This is a genomic window from Ochrobactrum sp. P6BSIII, from assembly GCF_014138065.1.
Lineage (GTDB): Bacteria > Pseudomonadota > Alphaproteobacteria > Rhizobiales > Rhizobiaceae > Brucella.
Genome location: NZ_JACGXB010000011.1, coordinates 138,918 through 156,635, shown reverse-complemented (window position 1 = coordinate 156,635; position 17,718 = coordinate 138,918). Strand labels below are relative to the sequence as shown.

The following is a 17,718-nucleotide window of genomic DNA, read 5'->3' as shown; positions in this document are numbered from 1 at the left end:
CGAGTTTTTAGAGATCCTTGGCCGTTATCAGCTTGATATCGGTCTTGACCCAGCCGGAGAATTTTTCACCCGCCAGCTCCTTAAGGCCATAATCAATACCCATTGCGGCCATCTGGGCGCCGAATTGGTCGATTGTGGCCAGCATTTTGCCATCCTTGATCAGTGGCTGGACGGCAGGAATATTGTCAAAACCAACAACCTTGATCTGGCCCGACTTTCCTGCAGCATCCAGCGCTTTCACAACGCCAAGAGCCATCGAGTCATTAGCCGCCATAACGCCTTGAATATCCTGATACTGCGTCAGGAAATTCGTCATAAGCGTATTCGCTTCTTCTGTTTCCCAATGCGCGGTCTTGGAATCCAGCAGCGTCAAGCCGCCTTCGGCTACAGCATCATCGAAGCCCTTCTTACGCTCCTTGGCATTATCGGCCTCCGGATTACCTTCAAGGATAACCACCTTGCCGCCCTTGCCCAGTTCTTTGGCCAAGGCCATGCCGGACAATTTTGCGCCTTCGCGATTGTCGGGCCCAAAGAAAGCCAGATCAATCCCGGCCTGCTTCTTCGCCTCTTCATCAAGCGCGACGTCGATATTGATGACCTTAATACCGGCTTCCAACGCCTTTTTCACAGGTGTGACCATGGCTTTGGAATCGGCTGGCGCTAAAACAATCACATTGAACTGCTGTGTGATAAAGTTTTCCACCGCATCAACCTGCGCGGCAAAATCACGTTCATCTTTCATGCCAACCGCGGCGAAGCTAAACTTATCTGTATTCTTGGCAGCGTATTCTTCCGCACCCGCCTGCATCTGCTTGAAAAACTCGTTTGCGAGCGATTTCATGACAAGACCAATTTTCGGCTTGTCAGCTGCAAAAGACGGTAAGGACGGCAATAACAGGGCGCCTGCTCCGGCCGCACTGGTCGTTAGAAACTGGCGTCGCGAAATTGAACCTAGACCCAGCCCATTAAAAATTGAACCTTTAGTCATGAATTCCTCCCCTCGCTTCAGCGTTGAGCCTCAGCATGATTTCAAGGTAGAGCCGGAATCGGAAAACTGTCAAGACTACAGAAAGGGGAGGTTCATAAGTTTCGGTTCGGCCTTAGCCTCGCTTGATCAATTTAATTAAGCAGCACTTCTGATGACAAATTCTGCAAGAAAAGAAAAAGCGCCCATCTCACGACCTGCGAGCATATTATAGTTTTTGAGTGACATTCAGGCGGCCAGCCGCATCTCTGGCTGGCGAAGGGACTGGATCAGCTGCGCCAGAATGGAAACCGCAATTTCCGCCGGATTGGTTACGCCGATAGCAAGGCCTATCGGCCCTTCAATGCGCGCCAGCATGGCCCGATCCATGCCCGCCATCTCCAGTCTTTGCAGGCGCTTCGCGTGGCTTTTGCGGCTGCCCAGAGCGCCGACATAAAAGCAATCCGCCTGCAAGGCGGCGATCAACGCGGCGTCATCGATCTTCGGATCGTGGCTCATGACCGCCACCGCCGTATAAGCATCAAGCGGATGCGCGGCAAACACATCCTGCGGCCATTCCGCGTGCAAGATGCAATCAGGAAAGCGTTGCCTTGTGGCAAAGGCCGTGCGTGGATCAATGATTTCGACGTCATAACCAACCATACGCGCCATTGGCGCCAGCACCTGCGCTATGTGGACCGCGCCTATGATGACAAAACGCGGATTGGGTAGGTGCATGTTACAAAACAGCGCTTTACCATCCGCTTCCACAAGGGTCGAAACACCGCGCGCGAAATTCTGCCCTATGGTTGGTTGAAATGCGGACGGAAGTTCGCCGCCTTTACGGATAAGGCAGTTTGTGCCCGTATCCAGGTCAGTCAGCACCGCAACAGCCCGCCGCGCCCGGCGCTCTGCATTGAGTGCCTGTAGCAAACTGCGGTCGGCGCGCTCGATATAGATGCGGATTGATCCGCCGCAGGACAATCCCGCCTGCCACGCCGTTTCATCCGCAACGCCGGATTCGACCCTGTCGGGCTTGCCCGTTATGATGACATCGGCTGCTCTCGCCAGAACCTCCGCCTCCACACAGCCGCCGGAGACCGAACCTTGAAACAAGCCATCGGCGTCGACAATCAGTTGACTGCCCATCCGTCGTGGTGCGGAACCCCAAGTCTGCACAACTGTAGCAAGCGCCACCTGTCGCCCCATCCGCAACCAGTCTTCCGCCAGCGAAAGAACATCCTGACTGTCATTTGTCGGGCTGGAGATATCGAACAGGTCCATGTGCGGCACTATCCCAGTTGCTGCTTGATCTTTTCCGGCGTGATCGGAAATTCGTAGAACCGTTTGCCCGTGGCATGCGCAATGGCATTGCCAATGGCCGGAATGATCGGGATGGTCACCACCTCCGCTATACCTTTGGGCGGCGACGTTTCAGAAAGCGGCGTTAGATATTCGGCAGTCTGCCTCCAGACAGCGACATTCTTCGACCTCGGCAAGGTGTAGCGGTTGAAGTTCCACGTTCCATCGCCCGGTCCGTCTTCATAAAGTGGCAGCTCTTCCATAAGTGCGTGGCCAATCCCCATGGCCAAGCCGCCCTGCTGCTGCCCCGAAACCAGTTCGGGCACGATGATTTTACCGGGATCGAGAATGCTGTGATGCTGCATAATCTCCACCGCGCCGGTAAAAGTGTTGACGTTCAACGCCACGAGGCAAGACGCAGGCGCATAGGTGGTTACCCCGGCATTGTTGCGCTGTACCGGGGGAAAGCTGACTTTGCTGCGTTTGATATATTCATAGCCACCAGTGGTCATCCGTCGCTTCGTCTCGGCGGACGCTCCGTCGCCATAGCGGACCGCCAAGGCGTCAATGGGCAGCTCACGCATGCCTGTGCCGGGTATGCTGAACTGTGCCGTCGCCCATTCCCAACGGCTGAAACAGTGCAACGCCACGCCTGTTATCAGTCCCAAAGCATGGGCCTTACGGGCAATGCGCTCGAAGGACAGCGTTTCCATGCCCCCGCCCGCAACGCCATCCGACACAACGCGCATATCAGCAAACGACATGTTGCCCGCCGATATTTCTCCACCGCCCGGCCCCTCGCTCCAGATCGCGCGGGCAGCCGGCCAAATGCTGTTTTCCAGCAGGAACTGTGCCGCCTGGCGCGTGCCGAAACTCAAAAAATAGGCGCTGTTGGAGGCGCTCATCGCGGGTAAGGTGGCAGGCACCCAGAACGGGTTTTTCTCCGCTTCATCCTGCTGGGCTTGGGAGATCGTGTAGGGCGAGCGTTCGGCAATGATAGGCAGCTGCGGAAAATCAATAACGCCGAACTCGACGTCATCCGGCACCTTGCCGATAATATCACGCACCAGAACCTGTTGGGCCGTCGTGGCACCGGTGCCGATTTCCTGCACGCAATGCCGCATGGTCAACCGCCCCTGCGCATCGAATTCCAGTGCAAGCGCAGAGGTGTCCGCCCCAGTGCCGTAGTCCTTCTGTACCTGTGCGAAGCCGATGCCGTAGAGGCGCCCCGGATGCGCCGCATCATAATCCTTCTTGGCGTGAGCGCGATTGATCCAGAGCGGGTTGGCCGCGGCCTTGTCGAGCATTTCGATATTGCGTGGGTCGCCGAGTGGCTGCGCGCCTTGCGTGTTTAGATAGCCAGCTTTGGTGGCATTGCGCCGACGAAGTTCGATGGCATCAACGCCCAGTTCATTCGCCAGCTCATTAACCATCATCTCGGTCACCGACATGACCTGAAGCGCGCCGTAGCCGCGCATCGAACCCGCCTCCACTGCCCGGCTTGCCAGCGCGATAGAACTGAAGTCCGACTTGGGCAAATAGTAGATCGATTGCGCCGCCGTAGCAGCCACTTGTGCCACCGAAAAAGAGTAATTGGCCCGACCACCGCCATTGGCGACATATTGACCTTTCATAATTTCAAACTGGCCCGTACTGCGGTCGGCAACGAGGGACACATCCATTTGGATGGAGTGTCGCTTTAGCCCAAGCTGGAACTGCTCATAGCGATCATTGGCAAGACGCACGGCTTTGCCGCCACCATAAAAAGCGGCCATGACGCAATAGAGCGGGAAAATAGAGTGGTCCTTTGAACCGTAGCCCACTGTTGTCCCGGAAAGGAGCTTAATCTCTTCGACCGGAAAGGTCTTGTTGCCTTTGACGATCATCGCGGCAAAGCGAGCCGCATCATAAGGCGATTGCACAGCGGCGATGATATGCAATGTTCGCGTTTTTTTATCGTACCATGCGTTGCCATTGTCTGCTTCCAGCGCCGAAGGATCAACGGACTGGGAAAAGGCTTTGCGATCAAGAACGATCTTATCGGGGTTCTTCCGCGCCGCGTCGATCTCGGTGGCCAGTTCATGGGCCGCATTCATGCCGCGCCGCATGGGCTCATAGGTCTCGCGGCCCACCTTTTCGGGATTGCGCGCACCGCCGCCACGATGCCGGGTCTGCACAGAGCGGGGAACGAATATGCCTGTCTGACTTTCGTCCGGCCATACGGGTTCGTCACCCTTGAAGTTGCCGAAAATCGTCGCGTCCTGGAAGGATGAATACACGGAAGGCGATGTGGGCGTTTCCCCACCGATGCGCACATAACGCGCCGCGCCATAGTTCCTAGGCGGTTTGGGGCCAGTCTGCGCGCCATAGCGCACGATGTCCGTTTCAAACCGCAACATACGCTTTGCCAGTTCGAAACGCTCGAAGTCGCTGTAGACAAGCAAAGCAACGGGATGGCCGAGCAAGGGCGGGGTTTCGCCTTTTGGGACGAGAAAATTCCTGCCAAAGAACTCTTCCGCCAGATCTGACACTTGTGGGACTCGAATACCGTCCCGCTCCAGATCTTCGTGCAACACCAAACGATCAGGCTGGAGATCATCGCCGAGCAGTGACAGATCCACGCCTTCGAAAGTGCAGTCGGCCTTCGTCGCCTTGATGAAAAACGCCTGTCCCTGTTCCTTGATCCAGCCGGGAATGTCGCGCGCGCGATAGTCGCGGGCAAAGGTCTTTCCGCCGGTTACCTTGCGCACGGCATCCCAGCGATAACGCGCCTTGCCGTCGGCACCGATCCAGTCAGCCGTTGCCGGGCCCGATTGCACCTCCAGCGCCTGCGCGTTCGGAAGACGCGCAAAGAGGACGGATATACCTGCAAAAGTGCCCAATTTGATGAAATCACGGCGTGACATTCCGGCAGCCATATATCTATCTCCTTAATCAACCGCGCTGGAATGCCATCCATGATACGGTCAAATGAACTCTGCAAATTATCGAACAGAACGTTGGAACGCTTTGACTTCCCCGCCGGTAACCGGATGTCCGCCTTGTCCGCCCCATTGCGCGCGCATCCAGCTGACCAAAGCCGCAATCTCGCTCTCGTCCATGGTGTCGGAAAAGGAGGGCATGGCATACATGCGCTGCCCGTTTGTAAATGTCTGCGTAGCAATGCCGTTCAAGATCGTGTTGATCAACGCATTCGGCCTATCCAGCGCCACGATACCATTGCCTTTCATGGCTGGCGCGACGTTCGGTGTGCCTTCACCTTTCAAGCCATGGCAGCCTGCACAGGCAGAAATATAGGCCATGCGGCCCTCGTCCATGGTACTATCCCTGGGCAGTGTCACGGCCTGCGGCAAAACTTGGAGTGCTGGCTTTGCTGCCGGAATATTACCGTCCTTGTCCGTCAGGAGATAAGTGGCAATCGCGCGAATATCGTCATCGGACATGACATTGGTGGAAAAATGGGTCACCGTGTTCATGTCAGCGAACGACGTTCCCTGTCGAGCGATGCCCGTCTTCAGATACTGGCTCAAAGCGCGGATATCGAAGCCCTGTCGCGTCAGCATCGGCTGGGTAATGTCAGGCGCAACCATGCCTTCCAATATGCCACCCTGCAAATTGCGCGCAAAGTCGGGCGCCATCATGAGGTTGAGCGGCGTGTGACATCCGCCACAATGCGCCAGCCCTTCAACCAGATAAGCCCCCCGGTTCCAGACCGCTGAACGCCGATCATTTTGTGGTGCTTCGCGTTTAGGAAAATTGAGCAGCGCCCAGAAATTCACAAAAGGCCGCACAGGGAGGCGGAAGATGGCGCTATTGCGCTTATTGGGGAGAGCAATCGGCGGTATCGTCATCAGATAGGCGTATAGCGCGTCAATATCGTCCGGCGTCGTCACCTGGGTAAACAGAAACGGCATGGCCGGATAGAGATTGCGATGGCCCGGCGCGACACCATACTTCATCACGCGGTGAAAATCCGCCCGGCTATATTTTCCAATACCGTAGGTCGGGCCGGGCGTAATGTTTGTCGAATGCAAAGTGCCGAACGGAGTTTCTATAGCCACACCACCTGCAGCCATAGGACCTTCCGGCAGAGAATGGCAGCCGAAACAATCGGCGGCGCGCTCCAGTTCCTGCCCACGAGGGACAAGCGCTTGCATCTGCACCGCCGAAAGGGCTGTTTTCAGATCAGGCGTCAAGGATGAGTCGCGAAACACACCCAACAATACCGACAATCCCCCCGCGACGACAATCAACACGACAGCTACAACAAAGTGATAAAGACGCTTGTGTTTCATACCCCGACCGCAGCGCCCCCGACTAGCCGATCACACAGCCCGGCGTCGCCAAAGCGACATCGCGGATGGCCTCAAAATAACGGACATAACCCGTGCAACGGCAAATATGGACGTCGAGTGCTTCTTCGATCGCAGCTTCCAGATCGCCGCGCTTCACAGGTTGCCGTTTGAGCTGCTCGATAAAAACAGTAGCGCCTGCGACGAAACCTGGCGTGCAATAGCCGCACTGAAAAGAAAAATGGTCGATAAATGCCTGTTGGACGGGCGTCAGCGCGAGAATTTCACCGGTCGCGTCGCGCTTCGCATGACCTTCAATCGTGAGGATCGATTTGCCGTCAAAGAAATGAGCATCGTAAATGCACGTACGGCTTTCGGTCTTGGTACCGTCAGGCCTTATCTCTATGACAGTACAGGCGTGACAAATGCCCTGACCGCATCCGAAATGCGTTCCCGTCAAGTCGAGATACTCATGTAGAAAGTCGACCATAGGCATTCCAAGCGGGACATCCATCGGTCCAACCATGGCGCCATTGACCGTGAGGGTAAGTGGTCGCTTTTCCATACTCATCCCAAAAACCTGCTGATGACTATCAGGGCTTACGGCTAATGTAACCGCCCATTTATTCTTCATTTATCTAATTTATATAGAAATAATATTGAATCTCCGAAAACTAATTGAGTGTAAAATCATCAGAATCAAAATTAAATTCGATTTGATATTTATTCAATAGAGAAATTGCAGCCTCATATTTCTATTGATCACGCCAATTTTCTGACCCAAAGATCTTTAGCGCCTGATAAAAATCAAGATATTCAATCACTCAACGAACAGAAGACCCCGACAAGATGGTGTTGTTTTTTTGAAGAATTTCATCTCCAGAAACGCCCCCCCATCGCACGCGGCCACTGCAAGTAATTGAAAAAATAATCGTCGTGAAAAGCTTCACCCAAATCTAGACAGTCAGAAAAAACACATTATTATATTAGGTATGCGTTATCTTTAGAATATAGATTGGGTAGCTGGGGGCAGCAGTGTATTTTCTTAAAGACCCTGTCATCGCGCTCTTCGTCTCCCTTGCAATTGGTTACCTTATTGGCAAACTGCGTATTGGCCCGGTTCGGCTGGGCGGGGTTTGTGGGACCTTGCTGGCAGCGCTCGCCATAGGGCAGTTCGGCGTGCGCATTTCGCCCGACCTGAAGGACAGCGCGTTTACCCTTTTCATTTACGCGTTGGGCTTCACTGCAGGACCTCAGTTTTTCGCCAATATCCGGGGCGGATGGCGCTATGGAATATTCTCCTTAATTGAAGTCGTTTGCGTCACCATTCTGGTTTCGATGGCGATTGTTCTGTTCAAGCTCGATATTGGAACAGCGACTGGTCTTTTTGCCGGATCTGCAACTGAATCTGCGGTGATCGGAACGGCGTCGCAAGCGATCTCGCATCTCGCGATCTCACCAGAACAAATCGAACAATTACAGGCGAACGTTGCGACGGCCTATAGCCTCACCTATCTGTTCGGCCTCATCGCAATTGTTGTTTTCACCACCCAGCTTGCACCCATGCTTCTGAAAGTCGACCTTAAAACCGAAGCGCAGGCTCTGGCCCGCAAACTGGGCTCGGAAGACGATGACGACGATCAGGTTGAGGGCTTACCCATGTTCGTCGCCAGGGCCTTCCGCGCGGGGTCACTAGCGGGGCAGACAGTTGGTGATCTGGAGAAAAGCTGGAATTGGACAGTAACGATTGAACGTGTGCGCCGACATAGAAAAGTCCTTCAAACAGACCCTAGTTTCCTGTTGAATCCAGATGACATTGTCATTGTGCATGGCCGCCGCAACGCGGTGATAGCAGTTCAGGATTTCTTCGGAGAGGAAGTTCCCGTGCCGGATGGAACCAGTCTGGCGCTTGTAACGCGGGAAGTCGTTCTCATCCGAAAGGAAGCTTTCGGGCGTCAAATCCGACAATTGCGGCAGTCAGCCTCGCCCGATCTAAAGCGTGGAGTATTCATTTCCAACGTCCGACGTTTGGGTCAGACTATTCCGGCATTGCCAGGTACAGTTCTCCATGAAGGCGACGTCTTGACACTCTATGGGCAAGACAAACCGGTCTCCCGCGCTGTTGAAACTTTGGGCAAGCCATTGCCTAAAGTCGGCAGTACTGACTTTGTCTTTCTTGGCCTCGGTATCGTCGTAGGCCTTCTTTTGGGTCAATTCTCGCTCAGTATCCGTGGTTGGGAGCTATCGTTGGGATCTGGCGGCGGCGCGTTGATTTCCGGCCTTGCTTTTGGCTGGCTCAACATGAGAAATCCAGCACGTGGTGGATTTCCAGTTCCGGCGGCGGAGTTTGCAAAAGATTTTGGATTGGCTGTTTTTATAGCCGCCATAGGATTGAGTGCCGGCCCCGATGCAATCGCTCTCATTCTCGAATACGGGCTTATCCTCCCACTGCTGGGTCTGGTTGTTTCGTTCGTACCTGCGTTGGTGTCGCTTTTTGTTGGCTCAAAACTGATGAAAATCGAGACACCAATCCTTCTTGGTGCAATCGCCGGTCAGCATTGCAGTACGCCAACGATCAGCGCACTTGTGTCTCAGGCAGGAAACTCTACACCGGTGATCGGGTACACAGTTACCTATGCCATCTCAAATGTGCTCTTACCGCTTATGGGGCCAGTAATTGTGGGCATTGCTGCGGCACTGGGAGGTTAGTTTCATTTCCCCTCACGGGAATAGAAACTTTCCCACCTCCGTCTCTGAACGGCTTACCTGAGAGCTTTCTGGTAGCGCTTGATCAGCCTATCACGCTTAAGTTTCGACAGGCGCTGAATCCAGAACAGGCCGTTGAGTTGATCAATTTCATGCTGATGGCACACCGCAAGCAAACCATCGGACTCTTCCGCCTGCTCGTTGCCGTCAATATCCTGATAGCGAATACGGATACGAGCATATCTTTCGACCTTCTCGACAATACCGGGCATGGACACGCTTCCTTCGTCATGGACGATTTTCTCGTCAGAAGCCCACACGATTTCGGGATTAATATAGGTCTTCTCGCTGCCATTTCCGGAAAGTTGCAGCACAACCACTCGTGCCGATACGCCGATATGAGGTGCTGTGATACCAATCCCCGGTGCAGCACGCATCGTGTCCAGCAAATCGCGCGCAAGAACACGCAGATCATCGCCGAAGGTCGTGACAGGATCGGCAAGCGCTCGCAAACGCATGTCCGGATATTTGATAATCTCTCTAACAGTCATGCTGCTTCTTTACCCGACTGTTCGGTTCTGTCGCAACCTAATTCGGGTCCCCTCCGACATCCTGTCGATGTCATCACGCAGCAGAAATGATGCGGCGATTTGGTCCGCCAGCCCGCCGACTGGCGGAGAGAACAGAGGCGTTCATGTGTTAGACACCGGGGACGCAAAACGGCCCCGGCGCCAGTTTCTGCAATTACAAAATCATCTTCTGAGCCCTACTTCACTTCCTCGAAGTCGGCAGGCTTCCAGCTTCCATCGAAAGCCGGCTTGTCAGGCCCATAGATGCGAATATAGGCAAACCAGCCGCGACCGGGAACCGTCTTGATCCAGCGACCTTCCTGACCAGCGGGTGCGGTCGACCCGAAGTACAGTTCGGTTGGTTCGTTCTTGCTTGCATCTTTCAATTCAAAGAGCGACCGAAGAGCCGCCTTGCCCTGATCGGTCTGCACTTCTGAACGCGTCTGTGCATCATAGGCGGTTACAGACCAAAATAGCTTGCCCGGAACAGGTTGCGGGATCGAAAGCTTATAGGTTTTACCGCCGTCGAGCCAAGCTCCGCTGCCGTCACGAGCACCCAGCCAATAAAGCGACCCTGCTCCAGGCGTACGTCTGAACATGGCAGGAGACGTCACGATTGCCTGTGCAAACCAGCGGTCACGCGCTTCGAGATCAATCCCGGCCGGGGTTTCAAACTGAGCGCTTCCGGGAACCAGACCGACCCATTCCCACTTACGGTCAGGCCAGGCGAGCTTGTCAGTGCGAGCCGTGTCAAATGCCGAGACCAGCATCTGGTCTCGACCCTGGCGTGCGGCCTTCTGAAGGATTGCCTTCATCCGATCGTCCGGTTTGAACTCCTTGCCTTTTTCGATGCCCAGCACCTGAAGCAGGCCGTACATCGGTTCGAACTTTGCGACAATCGGCTCCTGCTGGATGATGTCGTTGAGCTTTTGCCAGAACTGGATATTGTCCTCCCATTTGAGTGAGGTACTGTCCAAATCCATATTGGTCGTATCAACGAATTTCAGACGTTGTTTTGGGTTAGCCAAAGGATAGATCTTGATCGCCTCCAGGGCCTTCAATGCTTTGTCTTGATCTCCGCCGACAGGCAACGCACGTACGGCGAGCAAGTTCTTGTAGGTTTGTGTCTTTCCGACGAAGTATCCTTTGGGGATTTTGCCCTTGTAGTCCGGCCCGACAATCAGATGCTTACCGCCTTTTCCGGCGTCCGGTCCCGGTATGCCCATGTCAAGCACCCAGCTCTGATTGTGATCGTTGACGAGACCAATATAAGCGCCGACTGGTAACTCTACCACCATTGGCCCTTTCGCGACGTCAAGCGTTGCTGAACCGTAGGGCGTGTCGGAGTTCAGTGTGAAGCCCACCTGACGCGGGCCGGCAGCCGTACCACCATATGCGGCGTTATCCTCGATCCCGGCCTCGCGATTACCGTTGAAAATGCCCTCGATGGAAACGGTTGGGTACCAAAAGCGATAAGCCACCAGCGCGCGCTGAAGATCGGCATCATCCTGAGCGCGTTTGCTCGCTTCCGGGGTGGGGTATCCGTTTTCAAACTTGTATATGGCAGCATCCTGCGCGAAGGCGACGGATGAAAGCGACGCAGCCAGAAGGGCTGTCATAACGATGCGGTTTTTCATCTTCTTCTCCAGGGTTCGGGATAATGCGGGCTCAATTCACCTCAGCGAAATCTTCGAGTTTCCACGATTTGTCGAACCACGGCTCCAGCGGACCATAGAGACGGAAAATCGTGAACCATGATTTGCCGGGAATCGTTTGAATCCAATTGGTTGTGTCGGCAGGCCGCTCGGGCGAGAAGACAATGTCGGTAGAACCATCAGCGTTCTTCTTGAGGTTCTTTTCGCTGGACAGGCTCGGAAACTGCTGGTCCGTCTGCAGCATGGAACGTGTCTGCGTGTCGTAGACGACAACAGACCAGAAATCCTTAGCTGGAACATTTGCCGGAACGTGCAGGCGATAGGCTTTGGCACCATCAAAAGGATTCCCATCCTTGTCGAAGTTTGCTGCAGCATATTGAGAACCTATCCCCGGCATGGCCACGGCCATGGCAGGCGTATTGATCGTTGCAGCGTAGTAGAAGAGCGTGCGCGCATCGAAGTTTCGAGCTCCGCTCTCCGTCATCCATTCGTAGCTGCCACCAATGAACGGTGTTGTCCATTTGCGGTCCGGATAGATCATCACGGCGGGGTCGCGAGGACGAAAGTCTATGTTGCGAGCCGCCGCATTGCCAACCGCGACGGAATCTTCAAGAATTTTCTTCAGCCTAGCGTCAGGGGCGAATGGCTTCCCCTTTTCCATACCGATGGCTGCGAAAATTCCCGTCATATCAGGTCCGTACGCACCCGCCGGTTCCTCCTGTATGATTTGGTTGACCTCCTCGAAGAACTTGAAATTATTGGCGTGTACGGTGTTCATGACCCTACCCGACAAATCGAGAAACTTCGTCTTGGAAGGCTTGGCGCGCTTTGCCCACGGATAGGTACGCAACTTGGCCTTCAGGCTGGCGACGCCCGGTGCAGGATCGCCGTCCTTCATGAAAGCGCGCCCAAAGAGGAGATTGCCGAAGGTTGGAGACTGGATCACGAAATAGCCCTTTGGCTTCTCGCCTTTCCAGCCAGGTGGTACAAAGAGATACTTCCCACCTTTGCCCTTGTCAGGGCCCGCATTGCCAAGATCGGTCACATAGCGGAACCAGAAGTCATTGATAACCCCAAGAATACCGGGCGGGCTTTCAACCACAATGGGTCCGTCTTTGAGGTCCAGCCAGCTCCAGAAATAGATGGTTTCGGAGTTGGGCGTCAGGAACAACGACTTCGAATCCATCAGCGTCGAAAAGACACCGATTGTTCCGTGTTCCGCACCAACTTCACGCAGACCCGTACGGATTGCCACCATTGAGGCACCGGGAATTCCATTGAGGAAGGCTTCAATACCACGACTGAAATCGAGCTGGTCCCAGACCTTTTGTGCTGTCTCCACTGTCGGCACACCATCATTGAACTTCAACGTGCCGATGCGCGTATCGACTGAATCTGGCGTGACGATCTCATCCGGTATCGGCGTCGTCATCTTATAATCCTTGGCCAATGTCTGACCTGATGTCAGACAGAGGATTGCCGTAGTAATCAGGAAGTGCTTTCTCATAGCTGTGCTCTCACTTGAGTTTTACGACGTCGTCAGATTTCCAGGTTCAGTCGAAGGAAGCTTTCGTCCGCCCGTAAACGCCTGAGATCGTGAAGAATCCCTTGTCTGGAATTGTCGCAATTCAGTGCGCATCGACACCAGGATTTTTCGGTCCGAAGTAAATGTCCGTGAAGCCGTCACTGTTCTTCTTTGCAGTATGCGTCTTGGCGGCAAGGCCAGTGTAATCTGGCGAATACAACTCGGCGGAGCAGAGCGCAAAACCATTGATGAGGCGAAAAAGACAGAAGATATCCGTTTCAAGGTTCAATCTCCTCAATTTTAAATAAGCTGAGCGGAACCCGGATAAAAATGAAGCACGTTACGGTAACGAATGTCAGTTCCCGCACACCGATAACTTTAGCTCGCTCGCTCAAGCGATGCAGTTGCGACGAAAAGCTGAAGAAATATCATGTTTGTTACTGTAACAAACTTCATTTTCAGCACTTTTTAGATACGATTTTATCAATATGTTTTTAGGGGGAGTTCGCTATGTCGGCGTTCGTTCGTACAGGTCTTGGCCTGCTGTTCTCCGTCGTCGTGACTAATGTCGTCATGGCACAAGAACATCAGTCGGTGAATGATGCCAACAACCCCCTGACACCAAAGATTACCGTTAACTTCCATAATTACTATTCAGCTGAGTTATTCGGGTTGCCCGGACGTCGCGCCAATCAGTTTCTCCTGCGTGGATTAGTGCCAGCAGACATCGCCGGCTTGCCGCAATTGTTGCGATATACATTGCCCATCGCCACTGCGCCTGAGTTTCCCGATGGGTACGTAACGGGGCTGGGCGATCTCACGCTGATGGATATTTTCATCCTTCCCAAGCACGGCGACATAACATTGGGTGCAGGACCAATACTGGTCATCCCGACCGCCACAGATGACGCACTCGGCAATGGCAAATGGCAAATTGGCGCCTCGGGCGTCATCGTTGCCCCACAGAGCTGGGGCCTCTTGGGCGGACTGGTAACCTATCAGGCCTCGTTCGCAGGCCACGGCGACAGAGACAATGTCAGTCTGGCAACCGTCGAGCCGATCATCAACTACAATTTAAAGGACGGCTGGTATCTGCGCTCGACAGCAACATGGAATTTCAATCTGGAAGATAACGAGGGCTACATCCCGGTTGGCTTCGGTATCGGCAAGGTCTTCGAGCTTGAAAAAGGCATTACAATGAATGCGTTTATAGAACCGCAATATACGGTTTGGCACCAAGGCGACGGTTCGCCGAAGTGGCAGATATTTGCGGGCGTCAATTTTCAGTTTCCAGTTAAGAAGTGACCCCGATTTTAATCCCCAGTGAAAGCCACAAAGTTTCCCTTTCGCCTTCAACATCAGTACCGCTCAATAGCGCGATCTTGCGACCCCTCTTGTCGCCGAAGCGACAGGAGAACAAAGCGCCGAGCGGACGGTGCACGGGTTCAGTAAAATTCTTTTGCCGGTCCTTCAACCAGCATGCAGACCCGGCGCTTCCTGACCGGTGCTTTCAACATATTCGGTATAGCCACCACCATATTGCTGAATACCATCTGGAGTGAGTTCCAGCACACGATTGGAAAGCGCCGCCAAGAAGCGACGATCGTGCGATACAAAAAGCATCGTGCCTTCATAAGATGAAAGCGCCTTGATGAGCATTTCCTTGGTATCGAGATCGAGATGGTTCGTCGGCTCATCGAGCACGAGGAAGTTTGGTGGATCAAACAGCATCGCAGCCATCACCAGTCGGGCTTTCTCACCACCGGACAGCACGCGGCATTTCTTTTCGATATCGTCTCCGGAGAAACCGAAGCAGCCGGCAAGGGCGCGCAGCGGCGCCTGCCCAGCCTTTGGAAAGCGCTGCTCCAACCATTCAAGAATGGTGCTGTCACCATCGAGAATATCCATCGCGTGCTGCGCAAAATAGCCGAGTTTTACGCTGGCACCGAGGTTAACAATGCCCTGATCCGGCTCGGTCGCACCGGTGACAAGCTTAAGCAGCGTCGATTTACCCGCACCATTGACGCCCATGATGCACCAGCGCTCACGGCGGCGAACCATGAAATCCAGCCCGTCATAAATTGTGCGGCTGCCATAAGCTTTGTTGACGCCCTTGAGGCTGACGACATCTTCGCCAGAACGTGGCGCCGGCAAGAAGTCGAAAGCCACAGTCTGGCGGCGGCGCGGAGGCTCCACACGATCAATTTTTTCAAGCTTCTTCACGCGGCTCTGCACCTGCGACGCATGGGATGCACGGGCCTTGAACCGTTCAATGAACTTGATTTCCTTGGCCAGCATTGCCTGCTGACGCTCAAACTGGGCCTGTTGCTGCTTCTCATTCAGCGCGCGCTGGCTTTCATAGAAGGCATAATCGCCAGCATAGGAGTTCAGCGAGCCACCATCGATTTCGATAATCTTGGTCACGATGCGGTTCATGAACTCGCGATCATGCGACGTCATCAGCAAGGCGCCATCGTAATTCTTGAGGAAGGCTTCAAGCCAGATCAGGCTTTCAAGATCAAGATGGTTGCTCGGTTCGTCAAGCAGCATCACATCGGGCCGCATCAGCAGAATTCGGGCAAGCGCCACGCGCATTTTCCAGCCGCCGGACAATTTGCCAACGTCACCGTCCATCATTTCCTGACTGAAGCTTAGACCGGCGAGCACTTCACGGGCTCGGCCATCCAGTCCATAACCATCAAGCTCTTCATAGCGGGCCTGAACCTCACCATAGCGTTCGATGATGGTGTCCATCTCATCGAGACGATCAGGATCGCACATTGCCGCTTCAAGCTCGCGCAGCTCTGCCGCCACAATACTGACGGGTCCTGCCCCGTCCATGACTTCGGCGACAGCCGAACGCCCGCCCATTTCGCCGACATTCTGGTCGAAATAACCGACCGTTACGCCTTTTTCGACCGTGACCTGACCCTCGTCCGGCAATTCATCACCGATGATCATACGGAAAAGCGTTGTCTTGCCAGCGCCATTTGGCCCGACAAGGCCGATCTTCTCGCCACGGTTCAAAGCAGCGGAAGTTTCGATAAACAGAATGCGATGGCTATTCGACTTGCTGATATTGTCGATACGGATCATGAGTGTGTAGGCCTTGTGATAAGTTGGCCTCCCTATGGCATGCCTTGCTCGCGCTGTCACGCGGCATGGTTACTCAACAATCGGATCAGATCGTCAAAGACCATTACGCATATGCGGTTTTGTAGAAATCGGTACAGTTATGAAGTCCGAAACAGGTTCAAAGCAGCATATTGCAGAAGCATGATCGTCTTGCCATCCCGGATTGTACCGGAAGCAATCATGCCCAGTGCCTCGTCGATATCGACTTCGAGCACGGCAATATCTTCACCTTCATCTTCCTTGCCACCGCCCTGTGAAACGCGATCTCCTGGCTCATATTCTCCGACGAAAAAGTGGAGCCGTTCCGTCACCGACCCGGGGCTCATAAAGGCATCGAAAACCTGCCGCACATCACGTACGCGAAAGCCCGTTTCCTCCTCCGTTTCCGCACGAATGCGCACAGCCGGTTCCGCATTATCCAGCAACCCTGCAGGCGCCTCGATCAGCAGATCATCGTGTCCGTTCACGAAGGCTGGATATCGAAACTGGCGGGTGAGGATAACAGTTCTGCGATGCGGATCGTAGAGGAGAATGGTTGCGCCGTTACCACGGTCGTAGGTTTCTCGCGACTGGCTCTGCCAGCTTCCGTCGGCCCGCTGGAATGAAAACGTCGTTTTCTTGAGAACATACCAGTCGTTGGAGAGAAGGGTGACGTCTTCCACCCGAACACGATGCGCAATACTCACAATAACCTCCACACAGACACGATAAGTGGCTAGCCGCCGCCAGATTGACGTGTTATTCGTGCAATATCATGCAGAGTCAAGGATTTTCGTGCAATGGGCGATAGATATGCTGACGACTGAACGAAAGGCCTTGATCCTTGAGGTGCTGCGCCGCGATGGTCGAATAGTCGCCAAAACATTCAGCCGGGAATTAGGCGTTTCAGAAGACACAATTCGGCGCGACTTGCGAGAACTTGCGGGCGAAGGTCATCTCTTGCGGGTGCATGGCGGAGCCCTGCCCGCTTCAGCAGCCGTTGCGGATTTTGCAACACGTGAGGACGCTGCTTCGGCTGCTAAGACAATGCTCGGCAGCATTGCGGCTCGACTGATCCGACCCGGCCAGATCGTCTTCCTCGATGGCGGCACGACAAATATACAACTGGCTCGTCAATTGCCACTCGACCTCAAGGCGACCATTGTCACACATAGTCCCAATATTGCTGTTGAACTGGCACATCATCCGCTTATTGAAGTCGAGTTGATTGGCGGCCGTTTGTTCAAACATTCCATCGTTACAGTCGGCTCAGTGGCCGCGGAAGCGATCTCCCGGATTCGGACCGATGCCTATTTCATGGGTGTGACGGGCCTGCATCCGGAAACCGGCGCGACTACCGGAGACGGCGAAGAAGCCGCTATCAAAAGGCTGATCGCCCGTCAGTCCGCGGAGACGATCGTATTGGCAACCCGTGAGAAACTTGGTGTCGCGTCGCCTTATCACGTCATACCCTTGGCAGAAATCACTACCCTTGTGACCGAGCCAAATCTCCCACAAGAGATGCTGCGTCCTTTCAAATCCCAATCAATTGATATTGTTCAGGTTTGATGGATGGCATTGCCGGTCGTAA

General features: G+C 54.2%; 14 protein-coding genes. 3 read left to right on the top strand and 11 right to left on the bottom strand.

Going from position 1 to position 17,718, the window contains the following annotated elements:
• Positions 1-7 precede the first annotated feature (7 nt).
• From FHW00_RS16585 to FHW00_RS16565, 5 genes are all read right to left on the bottom strand, one after another.
• On the bottom strand, positions 8-988 hold the full coding sequence (locus FHW00_RS16585) for a sugar ABC transporter substrate-binding protein (RefSeq protein ID WP_078337323.1): 981 nt from the start codon (positions 986-988) through the stop codon (positions 8-10).
• Between the two features lie 225 nt (positions 989-1,213).
• Positions 1,214-2,248, bottom strand: a complete 1,035-nt coding sequence (locus FHW00_RS16580; protein WP_078337324.1) for an XdhC family protein — start codon at positions 2,246-2,248, stop codon at positions 1,214-1,216.
• Between the two features lie 8 nt (positions 2,249-2,256).
• On the bottom strand, positions 2,257-5,184 hold the full coding sequence (locus FHW00_RS16575) for a xanthine dehydrogenase family protein molybdopterin-binding subunit (RefSeq protein ID WP_078337325.1): 2,928 nt from the start codon (positions 5,182-5,184) through the stop codon (positions 2,257-2,259).
• 66 nt (positions 5,185-5,250) lie between these two features.
• Positions 5,251-6,561 carry a cytochrome c gene (locus FHW00_RS16570; protein ID WP_078337327.1) on the bottom strand — a complete coding sequence of 437 codons (1,311 nt, stop codon included), beginning with the start codon at positions 6,559-6,561 and terminating at the stop codon, positions 5,251-5,253.
• A 22-nt stretch (positions 6,562-6,583) separates the two neighbouring features.
• Complete coding sequence (locus tag FHW00_RS16565; RefSeq protein ID WP_078337328.1) at positions 6,584-7,129, bottom strand: (2Fe-2S)-binding protein; 546 nt, start codon at positions 7,127-7,129, stop codon at positions 6,584-6,586.
• A 464-nt stretch (positions 7,130-7,593) separates the two neighbouring features.
• Between FHW00_RS16565 and aspT the strand changes: the two genes are divergently transcribed.
• On the top strand, positions 7,594-9,267 hold the full coding sequence (gene aspT / locus FHW00_RS16560; RefSeq protein ID WP_078337329.1) for an aspartate-alanine antiporter: 1,674 nt from the start codon (positions 7,594-7,596) through the stop codon (positions 9,265-9,267).
• 53 nt (positions 9,268-9,320) lie between these two features.
• Here aspT and FHW00_RS16555 read toward each other — a convergent pair whose 3' ends face one another.
• From FHW00_RS16555 to FHW00_RS24440, 4 genes are all read right to left on the bottom strand, one after another.
• The gene (locus FHW00_RS16555; protein ID WP_078337331.1) at positions 9,321-9,815 is read right to left on the bottom strand and encodes a peptide deformylase; all 495 of its coding nucleotides are present in this window, start codon (positions 9,813-9,815) and stop codon (positions 9,321-9,323) included.
• Positions 9,816-10,030: 215 nt separating this feature from the next.
• Positions 10,031-11,470, bottom strand: a complete 1,440-nt coding sequence (locus FHW00_RS16550; protein WP_078337332.1) for a DUF1254 domain-containing protein — start codon at positions 11,468-11,470, stop codon at positions 10,031-10,033.
• A 31-nt stretch (positions 11,471-11,501) separates the two neighbouring features.
• Positions 11,502-12,920, bottom strand: coding sequence for a DUF1254 domain-containing protein (locus FHW00_RS16545; RefSeq protein WP_078337486.1), 1,419 nt, complete (start codon positions 12,918-12,920; stop codon positions 11,502-11,504).
• A 196-nt stretch (positions 12,921-13,116) separates the two neighbouring features.
• Entirely contained in the window at positions 13,117-13,302 is a 186-nt protein-coding gene (locus FHW00_RS24440; protein WP_078337333.1) for a hypothetical protein, read from the bottom strand.
• A 221-nt stretch (positions 13,303-13,523) separates the two neighbouring features.
• Here FHW00_RS24440 and FHW00_RS16535 point away from each other — a divergent pair, with 221 nt between their 5' ends.
• Complete coding sequence (locus FHW00_RS16535; protein ID WP_139364334.1) at positions 13,524-14,318, top strand: hypothetical protein; 795 nt, start codon at positions 13,524-13,526, stop codon at positions 14,316-14,318.
• A gap of 165 nt (positions 14,319-14,483) precedes the next feature.
• Here the strand turns inward: FHW00_RS16535 and FHW00_RS16530 are convergent, their stop codons facing one another.
• Both FHW00_RS16530 and FHW00_RS16525 read right to left on the bottom strand, forming a co-directional pair.
• Positions 14,484-16,109: an ABC-F family ATP-binding cassette domain-containing protein gene (locus tag FHW00_RS16530; protein WP_078337334.1), complete on the bottom strand. Its 1,626-nt coding sequence runs from the start codon at positions 16,107-16,109 to the stop codon at positions 14,484-14,486.
• Between the two features lie 137 nt (positions 16,110-16,246).
• Positions 16,247-16,834: an NUDIX domain-containing protein gene (locus FHW00_RS16525; RefSeq protein ID WP_078337335.1), complete on the bottom strand. Its 588-nt coding sequence runs from the start codon at positions 16,832-16,834 to the stop codon at positions 16,247-16,249.
• Positions 16,835-16,940: 106 nt separating this feature from the next.
• Between FHW00_RS16525 and FHW00_RS16520 the strand changes: the two genes are divergently transcribed.
• Positions 16,941-17,696 (top strand): DeoR/GlpR family DNA-binding transcription regulator, encoded by a 756-nt coding sequence (locus tag FHW00_RS16520; protein ID WP_078337336.1) that lies wholly within the window; start codon positions 16,941-16,943, stop codon positions 17,694-17,696.
• Positions 17,697-17,718: the final 22 nt, after the last annotated feature.

Excerpts from the sequence above, each read along its gene's own strand:
- FHW00_RS16585 (WP_078337323.1), bottom strand. The coding sequence starts at position 988 with ATGACTAAAGGTTCAATTTTTAATGGGCTGGGTCTAGGTTCAATTTCG.
- FHW00_RS16580 (WP_078337324.1), bottom strand. The coding sequence starts at position 2,248 with ATGGACCTGTTCGATATCTCCAGCCCGACAAATGACAGTCAGGATGTT.
- FHW00_RS16575 (WP_078337325.1), bottom strand. The coding sequence starts at position 5,184 with ATGGCTGCCGGAATGTCACGCCGTGATTTCATCAAATTGGGCACTTTT.
- FHW00_RS16570 (WP_078337327.1), bottom strand. The coding sequence starts at position 6,561 with ATGAAACACAAGCGTCTTTATCACTTTGTTGTAGCTGTCGTGTTGATT.
- FHW00_RS16565 (WP_078337328.1), bottom strand. The coding sequence starts at position 7,129 with ATGAGTATGGAAAAGCGACCACTTACCCTCACGGTCAATGGCGCCATG.
- FHW00_RS16555 (WP_078337331.1), bottom strand. The coding sequence starts at position 9,815 with ATGACTGTTAGAGAGATTATCAAATATCCGGACATGCGTTTGCGAGCG.
- FHW00_RS16550 (WP_078337332.1), bottom strand. The coding sequence starts at position 11,470 with ATGAAAAACCGCATCGTTATGACAGCCCTTCTGGCTGCGTCGCTTTCA.
- FHW00_RS16545 (WP_078337486.1), bottom strand. The coding sequence starts at position 12,920 with ATGACGACGCCGATACCGGATGAGATCGTCACGCCAGATTCAGTCGAT.
- FHW00_RS16535 (WP_139364334.1), top strand. The coding sequence starts at position 13,524 with ATGTCGGCGTTCGTTCGTACAGGTCTTGGCCTGCTGTTCTCCGTCGTC.
- FHW00_RS16530 (WP_078337334.1), bottom strand. The coding sequence starts at position 16,109 with ATGATCCGTATCGACAATATCAGCAAGTCGAATAGCCATCGCATTCTG.
- FHW00_RS16520 (WP_078337336.1), top strand. The coding sequence starts at position 16,941 with ATGCTGACGACTGAACGAAAGGCCTTGATCCTTGAGGTGCTGCGCCGC.